Origin of the sequence: Citrobacter sp. C1, from assembly GCF_014596895.2 — a bacterium.
GTDB classification, from domain to species: Bacteria; Pseudomonadota; Gammaproteobacteria; order Enterobacterales; family Enterobacteriaceae; genus Citrobacter; species Citrobacter gillenii.
This window is the reverse complement of record NZ_CP115035.1, coordinates 2,945,073-2,964,223: the sequence shown is the minus strand read 5'-3', so window position 1 is coordinate 2,964,223 and position 19,151 is coordinate 2,945,073. Positions and strand designations below refer to the sequence as shown.

Here is a 19,151-nt window from a genome sequence, read left to right as displayed (position 1 = left end):
TGTCTCTATCCAGGGTCTGATGCGTGGCAGAAGAAAGCGACGACGACAAAACAGAAGCCCCCACACCCCACCGACTTGAAAAAGCGCGGGAAGATGGGCAGATCCCCCGTTCCAAAGAGCTGACCTCACTGCTTATTTTGCTGGTGGGCGTGTGCATTATCTGGATCGGCGGGGAGTCGCTGGCCCGCAGATTGTCGGGTATGCTGTCGGCCGGGCTGCGTTTTGACCACAGTATGGTCAACGACCCTAATCTGATCCTCAGCCAAATCATTCTGCTGATTAAAGATGCCATGATTGCGCTGTTACCGCTGATTACTGGCGTGGTGCTGGTGGCATTGATCTCGCCGGTGATGTTGGGCGGTTTGATCTTCAGCGGTAAATCGCTGCAACCCAAATTTTCGAAGCTGAATCCGCTGCCGGGTATCAAGCGCATGTTTTCTGCGCAAACCGGTGCTGAACTGCTGAAAGCCATCCTGAAATCTACGCTGGTTGGCAGCGTGGCTGGATTCTATCTCTGGCACAAGTGGCCGGAGATGATGCGGTTGATGGCCGAATCGCCGATTACCGCAATGGGCAATGCCCTTGATTTAGTTGGTATGTGTGCGCTGCTGGTGGTACTCGGGGTGATCCCGATGGTGGGGTTTGACGTTTTTTTCCAAATTTACAGCCATGTGAAAAAGCTGCGCATGTCACGCCAGGATATTCGCGATGAATATAAACAAAGCGAAGGTGACCCGCACGTTAAAGGCAAAATTCGCCAGATGCAGCGTGCGGTAGCGCAGCGACGCATGATGGCGGATGTGCCGAAAGCCGACGTCATTGTGACTAACCCCACACACTATTCGGTCGCCTTGCAATATGACGAAAACAAAATGAGTGCGCCACGCGTCGTCGCCAAAGGGGCGGGGCTGGTCGCGTTGCGTATTCGCGAAATTGGCGCGGAACATCGAGTCCCAACCTTAGAAGCACCACCGCTGGCACGTGCGTTATATCGCCATGCTGAGATTGGTCAGCAAATACCCGGCCAGCTGTATGCTGCCGTCGCAGAAGTGCTGGCGTGGGTATGGCAATTAAAACGCTGGCGTCTGGCGGGCGGCAAGCCGCCACCGCAACCTGGAAACCTTCCGGTGCCTGAAGCACTGGATTTTATGAACGAGAAGAATACTGATGGCTAATCTGGTCGCGATGCTGCGCCTGCCCGGCAACCTGAAATCCACACAATGGCAGATTCTTGCCGGGCCGATCCTCATCCTGCTTATCTTGTCGATGATGGTGCTGCCGCTGCCAGCGTTCATCCTTGATTTACTGTTTACCTTTAATATTGCGTTGTCGATCATGGTGTTGCTGGTGGCGATGTTCACCCAGCGCACGCTCGAGTTCGCTGCCTTCCCGACCATTTTGCTGTTCACCACATTATTACGCCTGGCGCTGAACGTTGCCTCGACGCGTATTATTTTGATGGAAGGGCATACCGGTTCGGCGGCGGCGGGGAAGGTGGTTGAAGCGTTTGGTCACTTCCTGGTGGGCGGTAACTTTGCCATCGGTATCGTGGTTTTCGTCATTCTTGTCATCATCAACTTTATGGTTATCACCAAAGGTGCCGGTCGTATTGCCGAAGTTGGCGCACGCTTTGTGCTGGACGGTATGCCCGGTAAACAGATGGCGATTGATGCCGATCTCAATGCCGGACTGATTGGGGAAGATGAAGCCAAAAAACGTCGTTCAGAAGTGACCCAGGAAGCTGATTTTTACGGCTCTATGGACGGTGCGAGTAAATTCGTTCGCGGGGACGCCGTTGCCGGTATTCTGATCATGGTGATTAACGTGGTCGGCGGCCTGCTGGTAGGCGTATTACAACACGGTATGAGTATGGGCAGTGCGGCTGAAAGCTACACCTTGCTGACCATCGGTGACGGTCTGGTCGCCCAAATCCCGGCGCTGGTTATCTCCACCGCGGCGGGCGTTATCGTGACGCGCGTCAGTACCGATCAGGATGTCGGCGAACAGATGGTCACCCAGCTGTTCAGTAACCCCAGCGTGATGGTGCTCAGTGCGGCGGTGCTCGGTTTACTGGGCCTGGTACCAGGCATGCCAAACCTGGTATTTCTGATGTTTACCGCAGCGCTATTGGGTTTGGCCTGGTGGTTGCGCGGTCGCGAGACAAAAGCCCCTGCGGAACCTCAGTCGATCAAAATGCCGGAAAATAATGCGGTGGTGGAAGCGACCTGGAACGATGTTCAACTGGAAGACTCGCTGGGAATGGAAGTGGGGTATCGCCTGATCCCAATGGTGGATTTTCAGCAAGATGGCGAGTTGCTGGGACGAATTCGCAGTATTCGTAAGAAATTTGCCCAGGATATGGGCTTCCTGCCGCCGGTGGTGCACATCCGCGACAATATGGATCTGCAGCCTGCGCGCTATCGCATCCTGATGAAAGGGGTAGAAATTGGCAGCGGGGATGCCTATCCGGGACGCTGGCTGGCCATCAACCCTGGTACGGCAGCGGGATCGCTGCCGGGTGAGAAAACGGTTGATCCGGCTTTTGGTCTGGACGCTATCTGGATTGAAAGTGCGCTAAAAGAACAGGCGCAAATCCAGGGCTTCACGGTGGTGGAAGCCAGTACCGTCGTCGCCACGCATCTGAATCACCTGATTGGCCAGTTTGCCGCCGAACTGTTTGGACGTCAGGAGGCGCAACAATTGCTGGACCGCGTGTCGCAGGAAATGCCGAAACTGACTGAGGATCTGGTGCCTGGCGTGGTGACGCTGACCACGCTACATAAAGTGTTGCAGAATTTATTGGATGAAAAAGTGCCGATTCGCGATATGCGCACCATCCTCGAAACGCTGGCCGAACATGCGCCGCTGCAAAACGATCCGCATGAACTCACCGCCGTGGTCCGCGTGGCGTTGGGAAGGGCGATTACCCAGCAATGGTTCCCGGGGAACGACGAAGTTCAGGTTATTGGCTTGGATACGCCACTTGAGCGCTTGCTGCTGCAGGCCTTACAAGGGGGCGGCGGCCTGGAACCGGGGCTGGCAGACCGACTGTTGGCGCAAACTCAGGAAGCGTTATCGCGCCAGGAAATGTTGGGCGCGCCGCCGGTGCTGTTGGTTAATCATGCATTGAGGCCTCTGCTGGCGCGTTTTTTACGCCGCAGCATACCGCAGCTGGTGGTGTTGTCTAACATGGAGCTTTCCGATAACCGCCATATCCGCATGACCGCGACCATCGGAGGTAAATAATGCGTAAGTTTCTGTGGCTGTTATTGTTTCCTCTGGCAGTGCAGGCCGCCGGAGAAGGCGCCTGGCAGGCTAGTGGCATGGGCATTACGTTAAATCATCGCGGGCAGTCTGCCTCGTCTGCGCCTTTGGTTCCCGGCCAGCCCGTCTCGGGGTTGATGACGCTGGTAGCCTGGCGTTATGAGCTGAATGGCCCTACGCCTGCGGGGCTGCGGGTACGTTTATGTTCGCAGTCGCGCTGCGTTGAGCTGGACGGGCAAAGCGGAACCACTCACGGATTTAATAACGTACCTGCCGTGGAGCCGATGCATTTTGTCTGGGAGGTGCCCGGCGGCGGTCGCCTGATCCCGGCCTTACAGGTGCAAAGTAATCAGGTCATCGTCAACTACCGTTAATTCTCTCTTCTTCATCGCAGCTGGCAGATGAAACTGCTGGCTGTCTCGCACTTTTTGACCCGCTACTTTGATTTAAAAGAAACGCTGTTTTATAAAATAGGTGACTTACGTTGCCGGACTCTTTGTGCTGTTGCCATTTCGCGATTATCCCTGGCAGAAATAAAAAGGTTTCCCTTGCGGTTAACTTTTACTGTGGCCGTGTAAGGACGTCCTGCATCGAAGTGAGGATTGCGGGGCCTCCCAATAATGTGCAGGGGTAACGGCAATGAGAACACGTAAAATTGGGTTGGTAAATTATTTTGCCTATGGGGCAGGTGACTTTTTAGGCGCAGGGACCACGGCGCTGACCGCCGCATGGTTGCTCTATTTCTACACCACTTTTTGTGGCCTGACGCCTATTGAGGCGACGTTTATTTTTGCAACGGCCAGGGTGCTGGATGCGGTGGTTAGCCCATTAATGGGCTTTTTAACGGATAATTTTGGATCGACCTGGCTTGGTAAACGCTTTGGCCGACGTAAGTTTTTTATTCTGCTGGGGATTCCCTGTGTCTTTAGCTACTCCCTGATGTGGGTCGGCGACATGGGATTCTGGTACTACCTGCTGACCTACCTGGTGTTTGATGTGGTTTACACCATGATTCTGGTGCCCTATGAAACGCTGGTACCGGAAATGACCGATGATTTTAAACAGAAAACCAAGTTTTCTGGCGCGCGTATTTCTATGGCCCAGATGTCAGCCATACTGGCCTCGTTCTTACCTGGCGTACTGTTGACGCTGTTTGGTAAACACAATCCTGTTTCATTTTTCTATGCCAGCCTGGTGTTTTCGGTGCTGTGCGCGCTGATGCTGACCTTTGTGTGGTTTTTTACCTGGGAACGCCCGCGTGAAGAATGGACCGAAGCGGCACTTCGCGCTGAAGAAGAGAAGAAAAGCCTGACCTTTCGTCAGAGCATGAGTCGTCTTTTCACTGAGCTAAGTTCGACGATGCGCATCCGCATTTTCCGTCAACATTTGGGCATGTATCTTGGTGGTTATATCGCGCAGGACGTGTTCAACGCGGTCTTTACCTACTATGTGGTGTTTGTGTTGATGCAGGAAGCCTCTATGGCGTCGAACCTGCTGGGCACCATGGCTATCTTCCAGTTTATTGCGGTTATCGCCATGATCCCGCTGTGCATTCGCTTTGGACCGGCCCCGTCTTACCGGATGGTGGTGGTGCTGTTTGGCCTGAGTTCTCTCTCTTATGCGGTGTTGTATTACGCCGGGCTGAGTGATGTGTACGCCTTATTGCTGCTGGTTTCCGCCGTTGCGGGCCTGGGACGTGGTGGCATCAATTATGTTCCGTGGAATACCTACACCTATATCGCCGATGTCGACGAGGTGATCACCGGTCAGCGTCGGGAAGGGATCTTTGCCGGCATCATGACTTTAACGCGCAAAGCCTCGCAGGCGGGGGCCGTCATGCTGGTCGGCATTGTTATGCAGTTATCGGGTTTTGTCTCCGGGCAGAGTGAACAACCTGCTGCGGTCAGCCATACCATTCTGTTCATTCTGAGTTGCGGTACGTTGATTGTACTGGCGTTGGGATTCCTGGTGTCTCTACGTTTCAAACTGAATCTGCAAACACATAGTACCTTGCGTGAAGAGACTGCAAAAATGCGTGAGTCCGGGCGCCCCGTGCCAGAAGGGCTTACCCCTGAAGGACGTGCAACGGTAGAGATGCTGTCAGGCATGCCGTATGAATCACTTTGGGGTAACAACAATATTGGTTACCTGAATCGTAATAAACCTGCTGCGCCATCACTGCAACATGGCTCAGCATTGAATTCGACATTGCACAGAGGTTAAGTAAATGATTGTTTATCCGGTTAAACACAGCCCGTTGTTACGTCAGCCTGAACATTTTATTGCCAGAGATGAGTTAAAAACGCTTATCAAGAAGGTGACGCATAATCTGGTCAATATTCATGATGAGAGCGGTGAGTTCTTGCTGCGACTGGACGACGGACGCGTTATTGACACCAAAGGGTGGGCTGGATGGGAGTGGACGCACGGCGTCGGCCTGTACGGGATGTACCAGTATTACCAGCAAACCGGTGATGAAACGATGCGCGATATCATCGATGGCTGGTTTGCCGACCGCTTTGCAGAAGGCGCGACGACTAAAAACGTCAATACCATGGCGCCGTTTCTGACGCTGGCGTATCGCTATGAAGAAACGCGCAATCCGGCGTATCTGCCGTGGCTTGATTCCTGGGCTGAGTGGGCGATGCACGACATGCCGCGTACCGATTTTGGTGGTATGCAGCACATCACGCTGGCGGAAGAGAATCATCAGCAGATGTGGGACGACACGTTGATGATGACGGTGTTACCGCTGGCGAAGATTGGCAAACTGCTCAACCGCCCCGAGTACGTTGAAGAGGCGACGTATCAGTTCCTGTTACATGTGCAAAACCTGATGGATAAAGAAACCGGTCTGTGGTTCCACGGCTGGAGCTATGAGGGAAATCATAACTTTGCCAACGCCCGCTGGGCGCGCGGTAACAGCTGGCTAACTATTGTTATTCCGGAGTTCCTCGAACTGGTCGATTTACCGGAGAATAATGCCGTTCGTCGCTATCTGGTACAGGTACTGAATGCGCAAATTGCGGCCCTGGCGAAGTGTCAGGATGAGAGTGGTCTGTGGCACACGTTGCTGGACGATCCGCATTCTTACCTTGAAGCGTCAGCCACCGCCGGATTTGCTTATGGGATTTTGAAAGCGGTGCGTAAGCGTTATGTCGGGCAGGAATATGCGGCGGTAGCAGAACTCGCCATCAAAGGCATTGTGCAGCATATCTCACCAGAAGGGGAGCTGCTGCAAACCTCATTTGGTACCGGAATGGGGCACAATCTCGAGTTCTATCGCAACATTCCGCTGACCTCCATGCCTTACGGCCAGGCGATGGCGATGCTGTGTCTCACCGAATACTTGCGTAAGTATTTTTAATATCGGTGTCCGACGGCGCTGTCGCTGTCGGCGCTGTTTGTTGAGTTACCTCTGTTTGTGCGGCGTTGTCCTGCGGCACAAACAGATGATCCATAATTTGTCGCATAACCGGCGCGGCGGTAATGCCGTCGCTGCCGCCGTTTTCCAGAATCAACGCCACGGCGACTTTCGGGTTTTTGTAGGGTGCAAATGCGGTGTAGAACACGTGGTCACGCAGGCGGATGGGGATCATCTTCGCATTGTAAGTCTGGTTTTCTTTCAGGCTGAAAACCTGTGAGGTTCCGCTTTTCGCCGCAATTCCGTAAGGTGCAGTATGGAAAAATTTATAACCTGTCCCGTTCGGCGCATTGGCCATGCCAAACATCGCCTCGCGTACCAGTCCCCAATAGGGCGAGGAGGGAGAGGCAATCTGTGACGGTACCGTGGCGGCATGATAAGGCGTAACAGATTTACCACTCTCTTCAGCCTGCAACAGGTGAGGGGCAATCACTTTCCCATTGTTAATCAGTGCCACCATTGCTTTCACCATCTGGATTGGCGTGGCAATCCAGTATCCCTGACCGATACCAACCGAAATGGTGTCTCCCTGATACCAGGCTTTTTTATGCACCCGTTGTTTCCAGTCGCGGCTCGGTAACAGCCCGTTGTACTCTTCATCAAGATCAATGCCGGTGGGTTTACCGTAACCAAACTGGCTAAGCATGCTGTTGATTCGGTCAATGCCCATCATATACGCCACCTGATAGAAGAACGTATCAGCGGACTCTTCAATTGCTTTGGTCACGTCCAACATGCCATGACCGGTTTTTTTCCAGTCGCGATAATGTCGCTCAGTGCCGGGCAATGTCCATGTTGGCGCGCCAAAGAAGCTGGTCTGCGGGGTGATAACGCCATTGAGTAATGCTGACATCGCCATGTACGGCTTGACCGTGGAAGCGGGAGGGTACAAACCTTGCGTGACGCGGTTAATCAACGGCAGGTCTTTATCCTGCAGCAGCGTGTTGTAGTCCTGGTAGCTGATACCTTTGACGAACGGATTCGGATCATAGCTGGGGTTAGAGACCATCGCCAGCACCGAGCCATCGTGCGGATCTTCAACCAGCACGGCGGCGCGCTGACCGACCAGCAGGCCCTCTATATATTCCTGTAAGTGTAAATCCAGCGTCAGGTGGATGTCCTTTCCGGCAACAGGCGGTACATCTTTTATCAGGCGTACGATGCGTCCGTGGTTATCGACTTCGACTTCTTGATAACCCGTTTTGCCGTGTAGATCGTTTTCGTAATAGTGTTCGATCCCCTGCTTGCCAATGTTGTGATCGGCGGCGTAGTTTTCTGCCAGCCCCTTTTTATCCAACGCTTTCAGGTCGCTGTCATTGATTTTAGAGACATAGCCGAGCACATGCGCCAACTCTGCGCCATACGGATATTGGCGATCTTCATAGCTGTTGATGGTGACGCCGCTGAAATGAAACTGATTAACCGAGAAACGGGCGATCTCCACGTCGGTCAGCGCATTTTTGAGCACCACCGGGCGATAGCGACTACTGGATTTCAGATCGTGGCGAAACTGGTCAATCTCATCAGGGGTCAGGTCAACAATAGGCGTTAGCTGCTTTAGCAAGGCATCCATATCGTTGATTTTATAAGGAGTGACAGAAATATCGTACCAGGTGACGTTGCGCACCAGCGGGATACCGTTGCGATCGTAAATGATGCCGCGCGTTGGGGCAACCGGCAGCATTTTGATGTCATTGGCATTTGAGCGGGTGGTGTAATACTGATGCTCGCGAATTTGTAAGTTGTAGAGGTTATAAATCAGGATGCCAAAACAGATGACCACCAGGCCAAAGGCCACTATTACCCGTCGCTGAAAGAGTTTCTCTTCCGCCTCAAAATCTCTGAATGTCATGGACCCACACCTGATTAATTCGCCGCCTAATGATACGGAGGTGTAAATGGGATAACAGGTAAAAGATGTTCCATCCCTCTACGGAAATGTGTCATTCCTTGTGAGTTGTAACAAATTACAGTGAACGTAGCCGTTTCTCGTAGGCCTGATGCCGCTTCGCTTATCAGACCTACGGGGGCGATCATTCGGGAAAATAAAAAAGCCCGCGACATAGCGCGGGCTTTCACATCACTAGTGGTGATTACATACGTTCTACGGTTTCGATACCCAGCGTATCCAGACCCAGCTTCAGCGTTTTCGCCGTCAACTGTGCCAGCTTCAGGCGGCTATTACGAATCTCTTCGCTCTCGGCGCTGAGGATTGGGCAATGTTCGTAGAAACCAGAGAACAAACCGGCAAGATCGTACAGATAGGCGCACATCACGTGCGGTGTACCTTCACGTGCAACGACGGTGAGCGTTTCTTCAAACTGCAGCAGACGCGCCGCCAGTTGGGCTTCACGATCTTCACTGATGATGACCTTCGCGCTGGCCAGCGCACTTTCGTCGATATCTGCCTTACGGAACACGGACAGTACGCGGGTGTAGGCATACTGCATGTACGGTGCGGTATTGCCTTCGAAGGCCAGCATATTATCCCAGTCGAAGATGTAATCCGTGGTACGGTTTTTCGACAGATCTGCATACTTCACGGCGCCGATACCGACCGCATTCGCCAGTTTTTCCAGCTCGTCGGCAGGCATGTCCGGGTTCTTCTCTGCCACCAGACGACGTGCACGTTCCAGCGCTTCATCTAACAGATCGGCCAGTTTAACCGTGCCACCCGCGCGGGTCTTGAACGGTTTACCGTCTTTGCCGAGCATCATGCCGAACATGTGGTGTTCCAGCGGTACGGAATCCGGCACGTAACCGGCTTTACGCACGATGGTCCATGCCTGCATTAAATGCTGATGCTGGCGGGAGTCGATGTAATACAGCACGCGATCGGCATGCAGTGTTTCGTAACGGTACTTGGCGCAGGCGATATCAGTGGTAGTGTACAGATAACCACCATCTTTCTTCTGGATGATAACGCCCATCGGTTCGCCTTCCTTGTTTTTATACTCATCAAGGAATACGACAGTCGCGCCTTCGCTTTCAACGGCCAGGCCTTTGGCTTTGAGATCCGCAACAATGCCTGGCAGCATCGGGTTGTACAGGCTTTCACCCATCACGTCGTCGCGGGTCAGCGTCACGTTCAGACGATCGTAGGTTAACTGGTTCTGGGACATGGTAATGTCGACCAGTTTGCGCCACATTTCGCGGAAGTAAGCATCACCACCCTGCAACTTCACCACGTAGCTACGTGCGCGCTCGGCGAATTCTTCATCTTCGTCGTAATGTTTTTTCGCGTCACGATAGAAACCTTCAAGGTCAGCCAGCGCCATTTCACCCGCGTTTTCCTGCTGCTGCTTTTCCAGCCACGCGATGAGCATACCGAACTGGGTTCCCCAGTCGCCAACGTGGTTTGCACGGATGACTTTATGGCCGAGAAACTCCAGCGTACGGACAGCCGCATCACCGATGATGGTGGAACGCAGGTGGCCTACGTGCATCTCTTTCGCCACGTTTGGCGCAGAGTAGTCAACAACAACGGTTTGCTTTTCTGGCTGTGCAACGCCCAGACGATCGGAGGCCAGCGCCTGCTGCACGTGCTGCGCCAGGAATGCTGGATCGAGGAAAATATTGATAAAGCCCGGGCCCGCAATTTCAACCTTGCTGGCAATCCCGTTGAGATCCAGATGAGTCAGCACCTGCTCTGCCAGTTGTCGCGGCGCCATACCCAGTTTTTTAGCGACTGCCATCATGCCGTTGGCCTGATAGTCGCCGAACTGTACTTTTGCTGACTGACGAACCTGAGGTTCGCAATCTGCAGGCGCACCTGCAGCAATCATGGCCTGACGGACTTTTTCTGAGAGAAGAGCCTGAATATTCACCGGAATACCTTACATTTATGAAGCGCTTTACTATACACCGCGCCAGATTAAGAATTTAGGCCGGGAGTATACTGCAAATGCCCGTTGCCGTCAGCATTGTGCGTGCCGCGCGCGGCCTAAAATAGACGCAGTGCAATGACGCATAATCATTCATTTTGTCCCTGAAAAAATCAGCGGTTGGATGGTACTGCGCAACAGAGTAAATTAGCGGCTTTGAACATGGATATGAGCTTTCAATATGGCGAACTGGCAAACCGTTGCAGAACTGCATGATATTTCCGCAGATTTAGGGCATTTCACTCAGGCGTTAACTGAACTTTCCACCCGTCTGGGTTTGAATATTGCTCCGCTTGAAGCCGATCACATCTCTCTGCGCTGTCATCAAAACACCACCGCAGAGCGCTGGCGTCGCGGGTTTGAACAGTGCGGCCGACTGTTGTCGGAAAATATCATCAATGGCAGACCGATTTGCCTGTTCAAACTGGATGAGCCGGTGTGCGTGGCGCACTGGCAGTTTTCTATTGTGGAGTTGCCGTGGCCGGGTGAAAAACGCTACCCACATGAGGGTTGGGAGCATATTGAGATTGTTCTGCCGGGCGAGCCGGAAACGTTGAATGCGCGAGCGCTGGCGTTGCTTTCTGATGAAGGATTGAGTCAGCCGGGTATCTTTGTGAAAACCAGTTCACCACAAGGCGAGCGTGAGCGGTTACCGAACCCGACGCTGGCGGTCAGCGACGGCAGCGTGACTATCAAGTTTCATCCATGGTCAATTGAAACGATTGTGGCAAGCGAGCAACAGGAGTAACCATGGCACTGCTGGAAATCTGCTGTTACAGCATGGAGTGTGCGCTGACGGCACAAAAAAATGGCGCGGATCGTATTGAACTGTGTTCGGCACCCAAAGAAGGGGGCTTAACCCCATCACTGGGTGTATTACGTACCGTTCGTCAGCATATTGATATTCCCGTCAATCCGATTATCCGCCCGCGCGGCGGGGATTTTTGCTATACCGACGGTGAATTCGCCGCCATGCTGGATGATATCGCCATGGTCAGAGATCTCGGATTCTCCGGGCTGGTAACCGGGTTATTAGATGTTGATGGCAACGTCGATATGTCGCGCATGGAAAAAATTATGCGGGCAGCCGGTACGCTAAATGTCACGTTTCATCGGGCCTTTGATATGTGTGCCAACCCCTTAAATGCGCTGAAAAGTTTATCTGATTTGGGTGTCGCCCGAGTGCTGACTTCCGGGCAAAAATCAGATGCTGCGCAAGGTTTAACAAAAATAATGGAACTTATTGCACAGCCCGGTGCTCCAATCATTATGGCCGGAGCGGGGGTTCGCGCTGCGAATTTGTCTCTATTCCTCGACGCCGGTGTGCAGGAAGTCCACAGTTCTGCCGGAGTATGGCTGGCTTCTCCCATGCGTTATCGCAATGCGGGGTTGTCGATGTCTTCGGATGCGCAAGCGGATGAATATTCCCGCTATGCGGTAGACGGGGCTGCGGTTGCTGAAATGAAAGCGATTATTGCGCACCATCGGGCCAGCTGATTTTTACCGTTGCATCATGTCGCCCAATATGATGCTTGCTCGTACCAGGCCCCTGCTATTACAGGGGCCTTTTTTTCTCCTTCATATTTCAAGCCGCAGCCGCGTTGGCCGCCTTGCTCACCCCGGTCACGTAGTTATCTACGCTCCCGGGGATTTGCTGTGTTGCCGCCTTGCTGCAACTTGAACTATTTTGGAGAAACGGTGCTATACGTAACGGTCATCCGGCAATCCATCACGGCTTACGCGCAATCAAGACCGCGCGCAGCGGGGCAGGGTACCCTTCTACCGTTTTACTGCTGTCGTTCGGGTCGAGGAAATCAGCCAGCGATTCGGTAATCATCCACTCGGTGCGGCGCTGTTCTTCGGTAGTGGTCACACACACGTCGGCAATGCGGACATCAACAAAACCGCACTTCTCCAGCCAGTTTTTCAACGCCAGTGCAGACGGAATAAAGTAGACGTTGCGCATTTGTGCGTAGCGGTCACCCGGCACCAGCACGGTATTTTCGTCCCCTTCAACCGCCAGCGTTTCCAGTACCAGTTCACCGTCTTGTACCAGTTGATCTTTCAACTGCCAGAGATGTTCCAGCGGAGAACGACGGTGATAGAGCACGCCCATTGAGAAAACGGTATCAAACGCGTTCAGCGCCGGAAGCTGTTCAATACCCAGCGGCAGCAGATGCGCGCGCTGGTCGTTGCCCAGCAGTTTTCGCACCGCTTCGAACTGACACAGGAATAACTGGGTCGGATCAATCCCAACGGCCAGGTGCGCGCCTGCACCGATCATGCGCCACATGTGATACCCGCTGCCGCAGCCGACATCCAGGATCGTCCGTCCGGTCAGGTCGGATAAATGCGGCAGAACGCGATCCCATTTCCAGTCAGAACGCCATTCGGTGTCGATATTGACGCCATACAGTGAGTATGGCCCTTTACGCCACGGCATCAAATTGCGCATTAATGTATCAATGCGTTTAAGCTGACCGTCGCTGAGCGGCTCTTCGCTTTCAGCGGTGACACTGTGCAGCAAGTCCAGACGGTGCGGTGTCAGTTCGGGCAAAAACTCTACCGCGTTCGACCACTGCTTAAACAGGCCATGCTGATCGCGCTGCCAGCTCGCAATTTGCGCCGGGAGCGTTTCCAGCCAATGAGAAAGATGATTTTTGGCAATCAGCTGATAAAAGTTACCAAAGTCGATCATGCCGCAACCTCAGCTTTTAGTGCCACCAGAGAACCAAAGTTAAAGCACTGGAACCACAGTTCGCTGTGTTCAAAACCAGCCTGATGCAGGCGCGCTTTATGGGTTTCGACCGAGTCGGTCAGCATGACGTTTTCCAGCATGCTGCGCTTTTGGCTGATTTCCAGTTCGCTGTAGCCATTTGCCCGCTTGAAATCGTGGTGCATGTTGAACAACAGCTCACCCACTTTTGCATCTTCGAAACTGAATTTCTCCGACAGCACCAGCGCGCCGCCAGGATTCAGCCCCTGATAAATCTTATCCAACAATGCCTGGCGCTCCGCTGGCTCAAGGAATTGCAGGGTAAAATTCAGCACCACCATTGAGGCGTTTTCAATAGTAATGTTGCGAATATCCCCTTCGACAACCTCGACCGGAATAGGGGCTTTATAGGCGTCAATATGACGGCGGCAGCGTTCAACCATGGCCGGGGAGTTGTCGACGGCAATAATTTTACAATTGTCATGCCGAATACTGCGACGCACCGAGAGCGTCGCGGCGCCCAATGAACAGCCCAGATCGTAGACCTGCGTGTTGGGTTGCACGAAACGTTCGGCCAGCATACCAATCATCGAAATGATGTTGGAGTAGCCGGGAACGGAGCGCTGGATCATATCCGGGAAGACTTCAGCTACCCGTTCATCAAAGGTCCAGTCACCCAGACTGGCGATAGGCGCAGAAAAAAGCGTGTCGCGGTGAGACATAACGTAAAAATCCGGGAAAAATAAAGTGGCGTATTGTGCGCTAATGCAGGGAGAAAACCAACTCCCAGGGCATATACCAGAGATTCGCCAGCACCATTAGCACCAGCGAGCACCAGGTGGCGCTCATGCCGGAACGACGCCAGCGGAACAGACGGTGGTGGAATCCGTAATAATGCATCAGCCGACCGGCAATTAACATCAGCCCGCAAATATGCACCATCCACGTTTCCGCGCCGTTCATTTCCATAAATAACAGCAACACTAATGCGACGGGGATATATTCCACCGCATTACCGTGAATGCGAATCGCACTTTGTAGTTCGCTAAAACCGCCGTCGCCATAAGCCACGCGATACTGCATACGCAGGCGGACAACGTCAAAGGAGAACTTAATCAACAATAACGCACCCAGTACGGCATATAGCGCGCTTACCATACAAACTCCCTTTTAAAATGGCTGCTGGCATTGACTATGATAGGTGGCATTTTCAGAAAAGAGAAGATTGCTGTGGAATAGACGGTGCTGATCCGATCTCTGGCAGAGCGCTGCGTAAATCTGCCCATAGCGTATCTACAAGCTCCGGGGCCTGCGCGATGTCCGGCGTATGTAAAAACAGATAGGGTGTGGTGGTCTGCTTCCAGAGAGACAGTTTGGCCAGCCATACGTTAAATAACGTTCGGTTTTGCTCCATATTATCGCTGCCGATAAAGCGCACCATGGGATTGTTCGCGGTAACCACTGCATGGACCGGAACTTTCGGTTTTTTGCGCTGCGCATCGCGAATCGCTTCACTGTGAGGAACCGCGGCGTGTACCGGCCGACTATCTAAAATTACCCGATTGACCCCTCGCTCGTGTAAGCCGCGATTGAACCATTTCTCGTCTTCACCTTTGGTAAAAAATTCAGGATGGCGAACTTCCACCCCGTAGGTAAACGATGCGGGTAACGCATCGAGAAACGCCCACAGAGCAGGGAGATCGCGAGGAGAAAAGGTGGCGGGTAGCTGCAACCAATATTGCCCGATTCGCGCTTCCAGCGGTGACATGCGGGTGAAAAATTCTTGCACCAAATCATCACAGTTTCGCAATGCAGCTTGATGCGAAATGGTCGCCGGAAACTTAAAGCAGAAGCGAAAGTCATCGGTAGTCTGCGCCTGCCAGCGCGTAACAATCTCGGCTTTTGGCAGCGCGTAGAGTGTGGTATTGCCCTCAACACAGTTAAAGTGGCGGGCATACTCTTCAAGGCTGGTGATCCCCAGGCGCACCCACTTCGGATGCGACCACTGCGGCAGGCCGATATAGATCATAACGCTTGCAGGATCTCGTCCACGTTGCGCACGCGTGCAATGCGCGGGAAGATATGCGTCATGCTGCCCTGATGCTGATCGGCACTGGCTGCGCTACAGGCATCTTCGGCAATCACCAGGTTAAAACCCAGTTCCCAGGCGTTACGCGCCGTTGACTCAACGCCGATGTTGGTGGAGATCCCGCATAACACGATAGTGTCAACGCCCCGGCGGCGCAGTTGGAGTTCGAGGTCGGTGCCGTAAAAGGCACCCCACTGGCGTTTGATCACTTCGATGTCACTGGCGTTTTTGCCCAGCGCTGTCGGATAGTCCCACCAGTTTGCAGGGAGCGCTTTTGCGGGTGTCAGGGCATCTACCGGCTGTTTCAGGGCTTCTGCGTAGTCGTCAGACCAGCCAACGCGAACCATCACTACCGGTGAACCGTGAGCTCGGAATTGTGCCGCAAGGCGTGCGGCGTGGGTTACCACGTCGCTTGCCGAATGGGGGCCGCCGGCGAAGGGCAGGATCCCTTCCTGTAGGTCAATCACGACAAGGGCGGTGGTTTTAGCGTTCAGTTCCAGCATGGTGACTCCAGTCAAAAAAGAATTCCGTTACACCTTAATCGCGATTGTGTGTGAAAGGGGCGACAATTTTTGTTATTTTTTGTGAGATTACGCAATACCCGCGTAGGAAACACGCGTACAGTCAGTACCGGACTTATCGTGCGGCAGAATTTCCAGTATAATAGCCGCCTTTTTTCATTCAGTTGTGACATTCAGCTAAAGCTGCGACTTCGTCATCTGCAAGGCAGGTGACAATCCGCCTGCGGCAAAGTTAAGGGATATCTCATGCGTACAGAATATTGCGGACAGCTACGTCTGTCCCACGAGGGGCAGCAGGTGACTCTGTGTGGTTGGGTCAACCGTCGTCGTGATCTTGGTAGCCTGATCTTCATCGATATGCGCGACCGCGAAGGTATCGTGCAGGTATTTTTCGATCCGGACCGTGCGGACGCGTTAAAGCTGGCCTCCGAACTGCGTAATGAGTTCTGCATCCAGGTTACGGGCACCGTGCGTGCGCGTGACGCGAAAAACGTCAACGCCGACATGGCGACCGGCGAAATTGAAGTACTGGCGTCCGATCTGACCATTATCAACCGTTCAGATTCGCTGCCGCTGGACTCTAACCACGTTAACACCGAAGAAGCACGTCTGAAGTATCGCTATCTGGACCTGCGTCGTCCGGAAATGGCGCAGCGTCTGAAAACTCGTGCCAAAATCACCAGCCTGGTGCGTCGTTTTATGGACGATCATGGCTTCCTCGACATCGAAACGCCGATGCTGACCAAAGCGACCCCGGAAGGCGCACGTGACTATCTGGTGCCTTCCCGCGTCCATAAAGGCAAATTCTACGCCCTGCCGCAGTCTCCGCAGCTGTTCAAGCAGCTGCTGATGATGTCTGGCTTTGATCGTTACTATCAGATCGTAAAATGCTTCCGTGACGAAGACTTACGCGCTGACCGTCAGCCTGAATTTACCCAGATCGATGTTGAGACCTCCTTCATGACCGCACCGCAGGTGCGCGAAGTGATGGAAGCGTTAGTGCGTACTCTGTGGCTGGAAGTAAAAGGTGTGGATCTGGGTGATTTCCCGATCATGACCTTTGCGGAAGCCGAACGTCGCTACGGCTCTGATAAACCGGACCTGCGTAACCCGATGGAGCTGGTTGACGTTGCTGACCTGCTGAAGTCCGTTGATTTCGCCGTCTTCTCCGGCCCGGCTAACGATGCCAAAGGTCGCGTGGCTGCGCTGCGTGTACCGGGTGGAGCAAGCTTAAGCCGTAAGCAGATCGACGATTACGGTAATTTCATCAAGATCTACGGCGCGAAAGGCCTGGCTTACATTAAGGTCACCGAACGTGCGAAAGGTCTGGAAGGGGTAACCAGCCCAGTTGCTAAGTTCCTGAATGCCGATATCGTTGACGCGATTCTTGAGCGCACCGGTGCACAAGATGGCGACATGATTTTCTTCGGCGCAGACAACAAGAAAGTGGTTGCTGACTCAATGGGCGCACTGCGTCTGAAACTGGGTAAAGATCTGAGCCTGACCGACGAAACCAAATGGGCGCCGCTGTGGGTTATCGACTTCCCAATGTTTGAAGACGACGGTGAAGGTGGCCTGACCGCGATGCACCATCCGTTTACCGCGCCGAAAGACATGACGGCCGCTGAGCTGAAAGCCGCGCCGGAAGAGGCCGTTGCCAATGCGTACGATATGGTCATCAACGGTTACGAAGTGGGCGGCGGTTCCGTGCGTATCCATAACGGCGACATGCAGCAAACCGTGTTTGGTATTCTGGGTATTAACGAGCAAGAACAGCGTGAGAAGTTCGGCTTCCTGCTGGACGCGCTGAAATACGGTACTCCACCGCACGCGGGCCTGGCGTTTGGTCTGGATCGTCTGACCATGCTGCTGACCGGTACCGATAACATTCGTGACGTTATTGCCTTCCCGAAAACCACGGCTGCTGCGTGCCTGATGACCGAAGCGCCAAGTTTTGCCAACGACGCTGCCCTGGCGGAACTGAGCATTCAGGTTGTGAAGAAGGCCGAGAATAACTGATATGACATACAAACAGCCTGTCTCGGTGTTAGTCGTGATTTATGCAAAGGACACCGGAAGAGTGCTGATGTTACAGCGACGCGACGATCCTGATTTCTGGCAGTCGGTCACCGGCAGCCTTGAAGAGGGTGAAACCGCGTCGCAAGCCGCCATGCGCGAAGTAAAGGAAGAGGTCACCATTGACGTTGCCCGCGAGCAACTGACCTTAATTGACTGTCAGCGCACGGTGGAGTTCGAGATTTTTAGCCATTTACGACATCGCTACGCACCGGGAATCGAACGGAATACGGAATCCTGGTTTTGCCTGGCACTCCCCTCGGAACGAGAGATCGTGTTCACTGAACATCTGACCTATCGTTGGGTTGATGCGGCGGAAGCTGCACAGTTAACCAAATCGTGGAGTAACCGGCAGGCGATTGAAGAATTTGTAATTAACGTCGCCTGAGAAGGCGCGCTTTTTGGAGATATTATTTATGGCAGGTCATAGTAAATGGGCCAACACCAGACACCGTAAAGCAGCGCAGGATTCCAAGCGCGGCAAGATCTTCACCAAAATCATTCGCGAGCTGGTTACGGCCGCTAAGCTTGGTGGTGGCGATCCGGACGCGAACCCGCGCCTGCGTGCGGCTGTCGATAAAGCGCTGTCCAACAACATGACGCGTGACACCCTGAACCGTGCCATCGCGCGCGGTGTGGGCGGTGACGAAGACGCAAACATGGAAACCATCATTTATGAAGGTTACGGTCCTGGCGGGACAGCGGTCATGATTGAATGCCTGTCTGACAACCGTAACCGTACTGTTGCGGAAGTGCGCCATGCGTTCACTAAAACCGGTGGTAACCTGGGCACTGACGGTTCAGTTGCGTACCTGTTTAGCAAAAAAGGTGTTATCTCCTTTGAGCAAGGCGACGAAGACACCATCATGGAAGCCGCGCTGGAAGCCGGTGCTGAAGACGTTGTGACCTATGATGACGGTGCGATTGACGTCTACACCGCATGGGAAGAGATGGGCAAAGTGCGTGATGCACTGGAAGCCGCTGGTCTGAAAGCGGACAGCGCTGAAGTTACGATGATCCCGTCCACCAAAGCGGACATGGATGCAGAAACAGCACCGAAGCTGATGCGTCTGATCGATATGCTGGAAGACTGCGATGACGTGCAGGAAGTTTACCACAACGGCGAAATCTCCGATGAGGTTGCTGCTACGTTAGAATGACGTGGTTGAGCGGTAAA

Annotated in this window: 17 protein-coding genes; 10 read left to right on the top strand and 7 right to left on the bottom strand. The window is 53.4% G+C overall.

The features are described 5' to 3' along the window. Nucleotides 1-23 precede the first annotated feature (23 nt). The 5 genes from flhB to IB214_RS14355 all read left to right on the top strand — a co-directional run bounded on the left by flhB (nucleotide 24) and on the right by IB214_RS14355 (nucleotide 6,631). Nucleotides 24-1,175: a flagellar biosynthesis protein FlhB gene (gene flhB, locus IB214_RS14375; protein WP_117341924.1), complete on the top strand. Its 1,152-nt coding sequence runs from the start codon at nucleotides 24-26 to the stop codon at nucleotides 1,173-1,175. Then, the gene (gene flhA, locus IB214_RS14370) at nucleotides 1,168-3,246 is read left to right on the top strand and encodes a flagellar biosynthesis protein FlhA (RefSeq protein ID WP_115258785.1); all 2,079 of its coding nucleotides are present in this window, start codon (nucleotides 1,168-1,170) and stop codon (nucleotides 3,244-3,246) included. Before flhB ends, flhA begins: the two co-directional genes overlap by 8 nt. Next, the gene (gene flhe / locus IB214_RS14365; protein ID WP_115258784.1) at nucleotides 3,246-3,638 is read left to right on the top strand and encodes a flagellar protein FlhE; all 393 of its coding nucleotides are present in this window, start codon (nucleotides 3,246-3,248) and stop codon (nucleotides 3,636-3,638) included. Before flhA ends, flhe begins: the two co-directional genes overlap by 1 nt. A 265-nt stretch (nucleotides 3,639-3,903) precedes the next feature. Next, entirely contained in the window at nucleotides 3,904-5,487 is a 1,584-nt protein-coding gene (locus tag IB214_RS14360) for an MFS transporter (protein ID WP_117341925.1), read from the top strand. A 4-nt stretch (nucleotides 5,488-5,491) separates the two neighbouring features. Next, nucleotides 5,492-6,631, top strand: coding sequence for a glycoside hydrolase family 105 protein (locus IB214_RS14355; protein ID WP_117341926.1), 1,140 nt, complete (start codon nucleotides 5,492-5,494; stop codon nucleotides 6,629-6,631). Here IB214_RS14355 and mrdA read toward each other — a convergent pair. Further along, the gene (mrdA, locus tag IB214_RS14350) at nucleotides 6,603-8,540 is read right to left on the bottom strand and encodes a penicillin-binding protein 2 (protein WP_117341927.1); all 1,938 of its coding nucleotides are present in this window, start codon (nucleotides 8,538-8,540) and stop codon (nucleotides 6,603-6,605) included. The genes IB214_RS14355 and mrdA overlap by 29 nt on opposite strands. Before the next feature lie 241 nt (nucleotides 8,541-8,781). Next, entirely contained in the window at nucleotides 8,782-10,515 is a 1,734-nt protein-coding gene (argS, locus tag IB214_RS14345; RefSeq protein WP_115258780.1) for an arginine--tRNA ligase, read from the bottom strand. A gap of 238 nt (nucleotides 10,516-10,753) precedes the next feature. On the opposite strand from argS, the gene IB214_RS14340 reads away from it, so the two are divergent. After that, complete coding sequence (locus IB214_RS14340) at nucleotides 10,754-11,320, top strand: VOC family protein (protein ID WP_115258779.1); 567 nt, start codon at nucleotides 10,754-10,756, stop codon at nucleotides 11,318-11,320. Between the two features lie 2 nt (nucleotides 11,321-11,322). Further along, a complete protein-coding gene (gene cutC / locus IB214_RS14335; protein WP_115258778.1) occupies nucleotides 11,323-12,069 on the top strand; it encodes a copper homeostasis protein CutC in 747 nt (248 codons plus the stop codon). 232 nt (nucleotides 12,070-12,301) lie between these two features. Here the strand turns inward: cutC and cmoB are convergent, their stop codons facing one another. From cmoB to IB214_RS14310, 5 genes are read right to left on the bottom strand one after another with little or no spacing between them, the layout of a single operon-like run. Next, on the bottom strand, nucleotides 12,302-13,270 hold the full coding sequence (cmoB, locus tag IB214_RS14330; protein WP_117341930.1) for a tRNA 5-methoxyuridine(34)/uridine 5-oxyacetic acid(34) synthase CmoB: 969 nt from the start codon (nucleotides 13,268-13,270) through the stop codon (nucleotides 12,302-12,304). Continuing rightward, nucleotides 13,267-14,010, bottom strand: a complete 744-nt coding sequence (cmoA, locus tag IB214_RS14325) for a carboxy-S-adenosyl-L-methionine synthase CmoA (RefSeq protein WP_117341931.1) — start codon at nucleotides 14,008-14,010, stop codon at nucleotides 13,267-13,269. Before cmoA ends, cmoB begins: the two co-directional genes overlap by 4 nt. Nucleotides 14,011-14,050: 40 nt before the next feature. After that, nucleotides 14,051-14,446: an MAPEG family protein gene (locus IB214_RS14320; RefSeq protein WP_096757440.1), complete on the bottom strand. Its 396-nt coding sequence runs from the start codon at nucleotides 14,444-14,446 to the stop codon at nucleotides 14,051-14,053. A gap of 52 nt (nucleotides 14,447-14,498) precedes the next feature. Next, nucleotides 14,499-15,317 (bottom strand): DUF72 domain-containing protein, encoded by an 819-nt coding sequence (locus IB214_RS14315; protein ID WP_117341932.1) that lies wholly within the window; start codon nucleotides 15,315-15,317, stop codon nucleotides 14,499-14,501. Continuing rightward, nucleotides 15,314-15,880 carry a hydrolase gene (locus IB214_RS14310; RefSeq protein ID WP_117341933.1) on the bottom strand — a complete coding sequence of 189 codons (567 nt, stop codon included), beginning with the start codon at nucleotides 15,878-15,880 and terminating at the stop codon, nucleotides 15,314-15,316. The genes IB214_RS14315 and IB214_RS14310 overlap by 4 nt, the downstream gene beginning before the upstream one ends. 264 nt (nucleotides 15,881-16,144) lie before the next feature. On the opposite strand from IB214_RS14310, the gene aspS reads away from it, so the two are divergent. Genes aspS through IB214_RS14295 form a run of 3 tightly spaced genes read left to right on the top strand, consistent with a single transcriptional unit; the run spans nucleotide 16,145 to nucleotide 19,134 of the window. Beyond that, nucleotides 16,145-17,917, top strand: coding sequence for an aspartate--tRNA ligase (gene aspS, locus IB214_RS14305; RefSeq protein WP_115258772.1), 1,773 nt, complete (start codon nucleotides 16,145-16,147; stop codon nucleotides 17,915-17,917). A gap of 1 nt (nucleotide 17,918) precedes the next feature. Then, complete coding sequence (gene nudB, locus IB214_RS14300) at nucleotides 17,919-18,362, top strand: dihydroneopterin triphosphate diphosphatase (RefSeq protein ID WP_096757436.1); 444 nt, start codon at nucleotides 17,919-17,921, stop codon at nucleotides 18,360-18,362. 28 nt (nucleotides 18,363-18,390) lie between these two features. Then, entirely contained in the window at nucleotides 18,391-19,134 is a 744-nt protein-coding gene (locus IB214_RS14295) for a YebC/PmpR family DNA-binding transcriptional regulator (RefSeq protein ID WP_096757435.1), read from the top strand. Nucleotides 19,135-19,151: the final 17 nt, after the last annotated feature.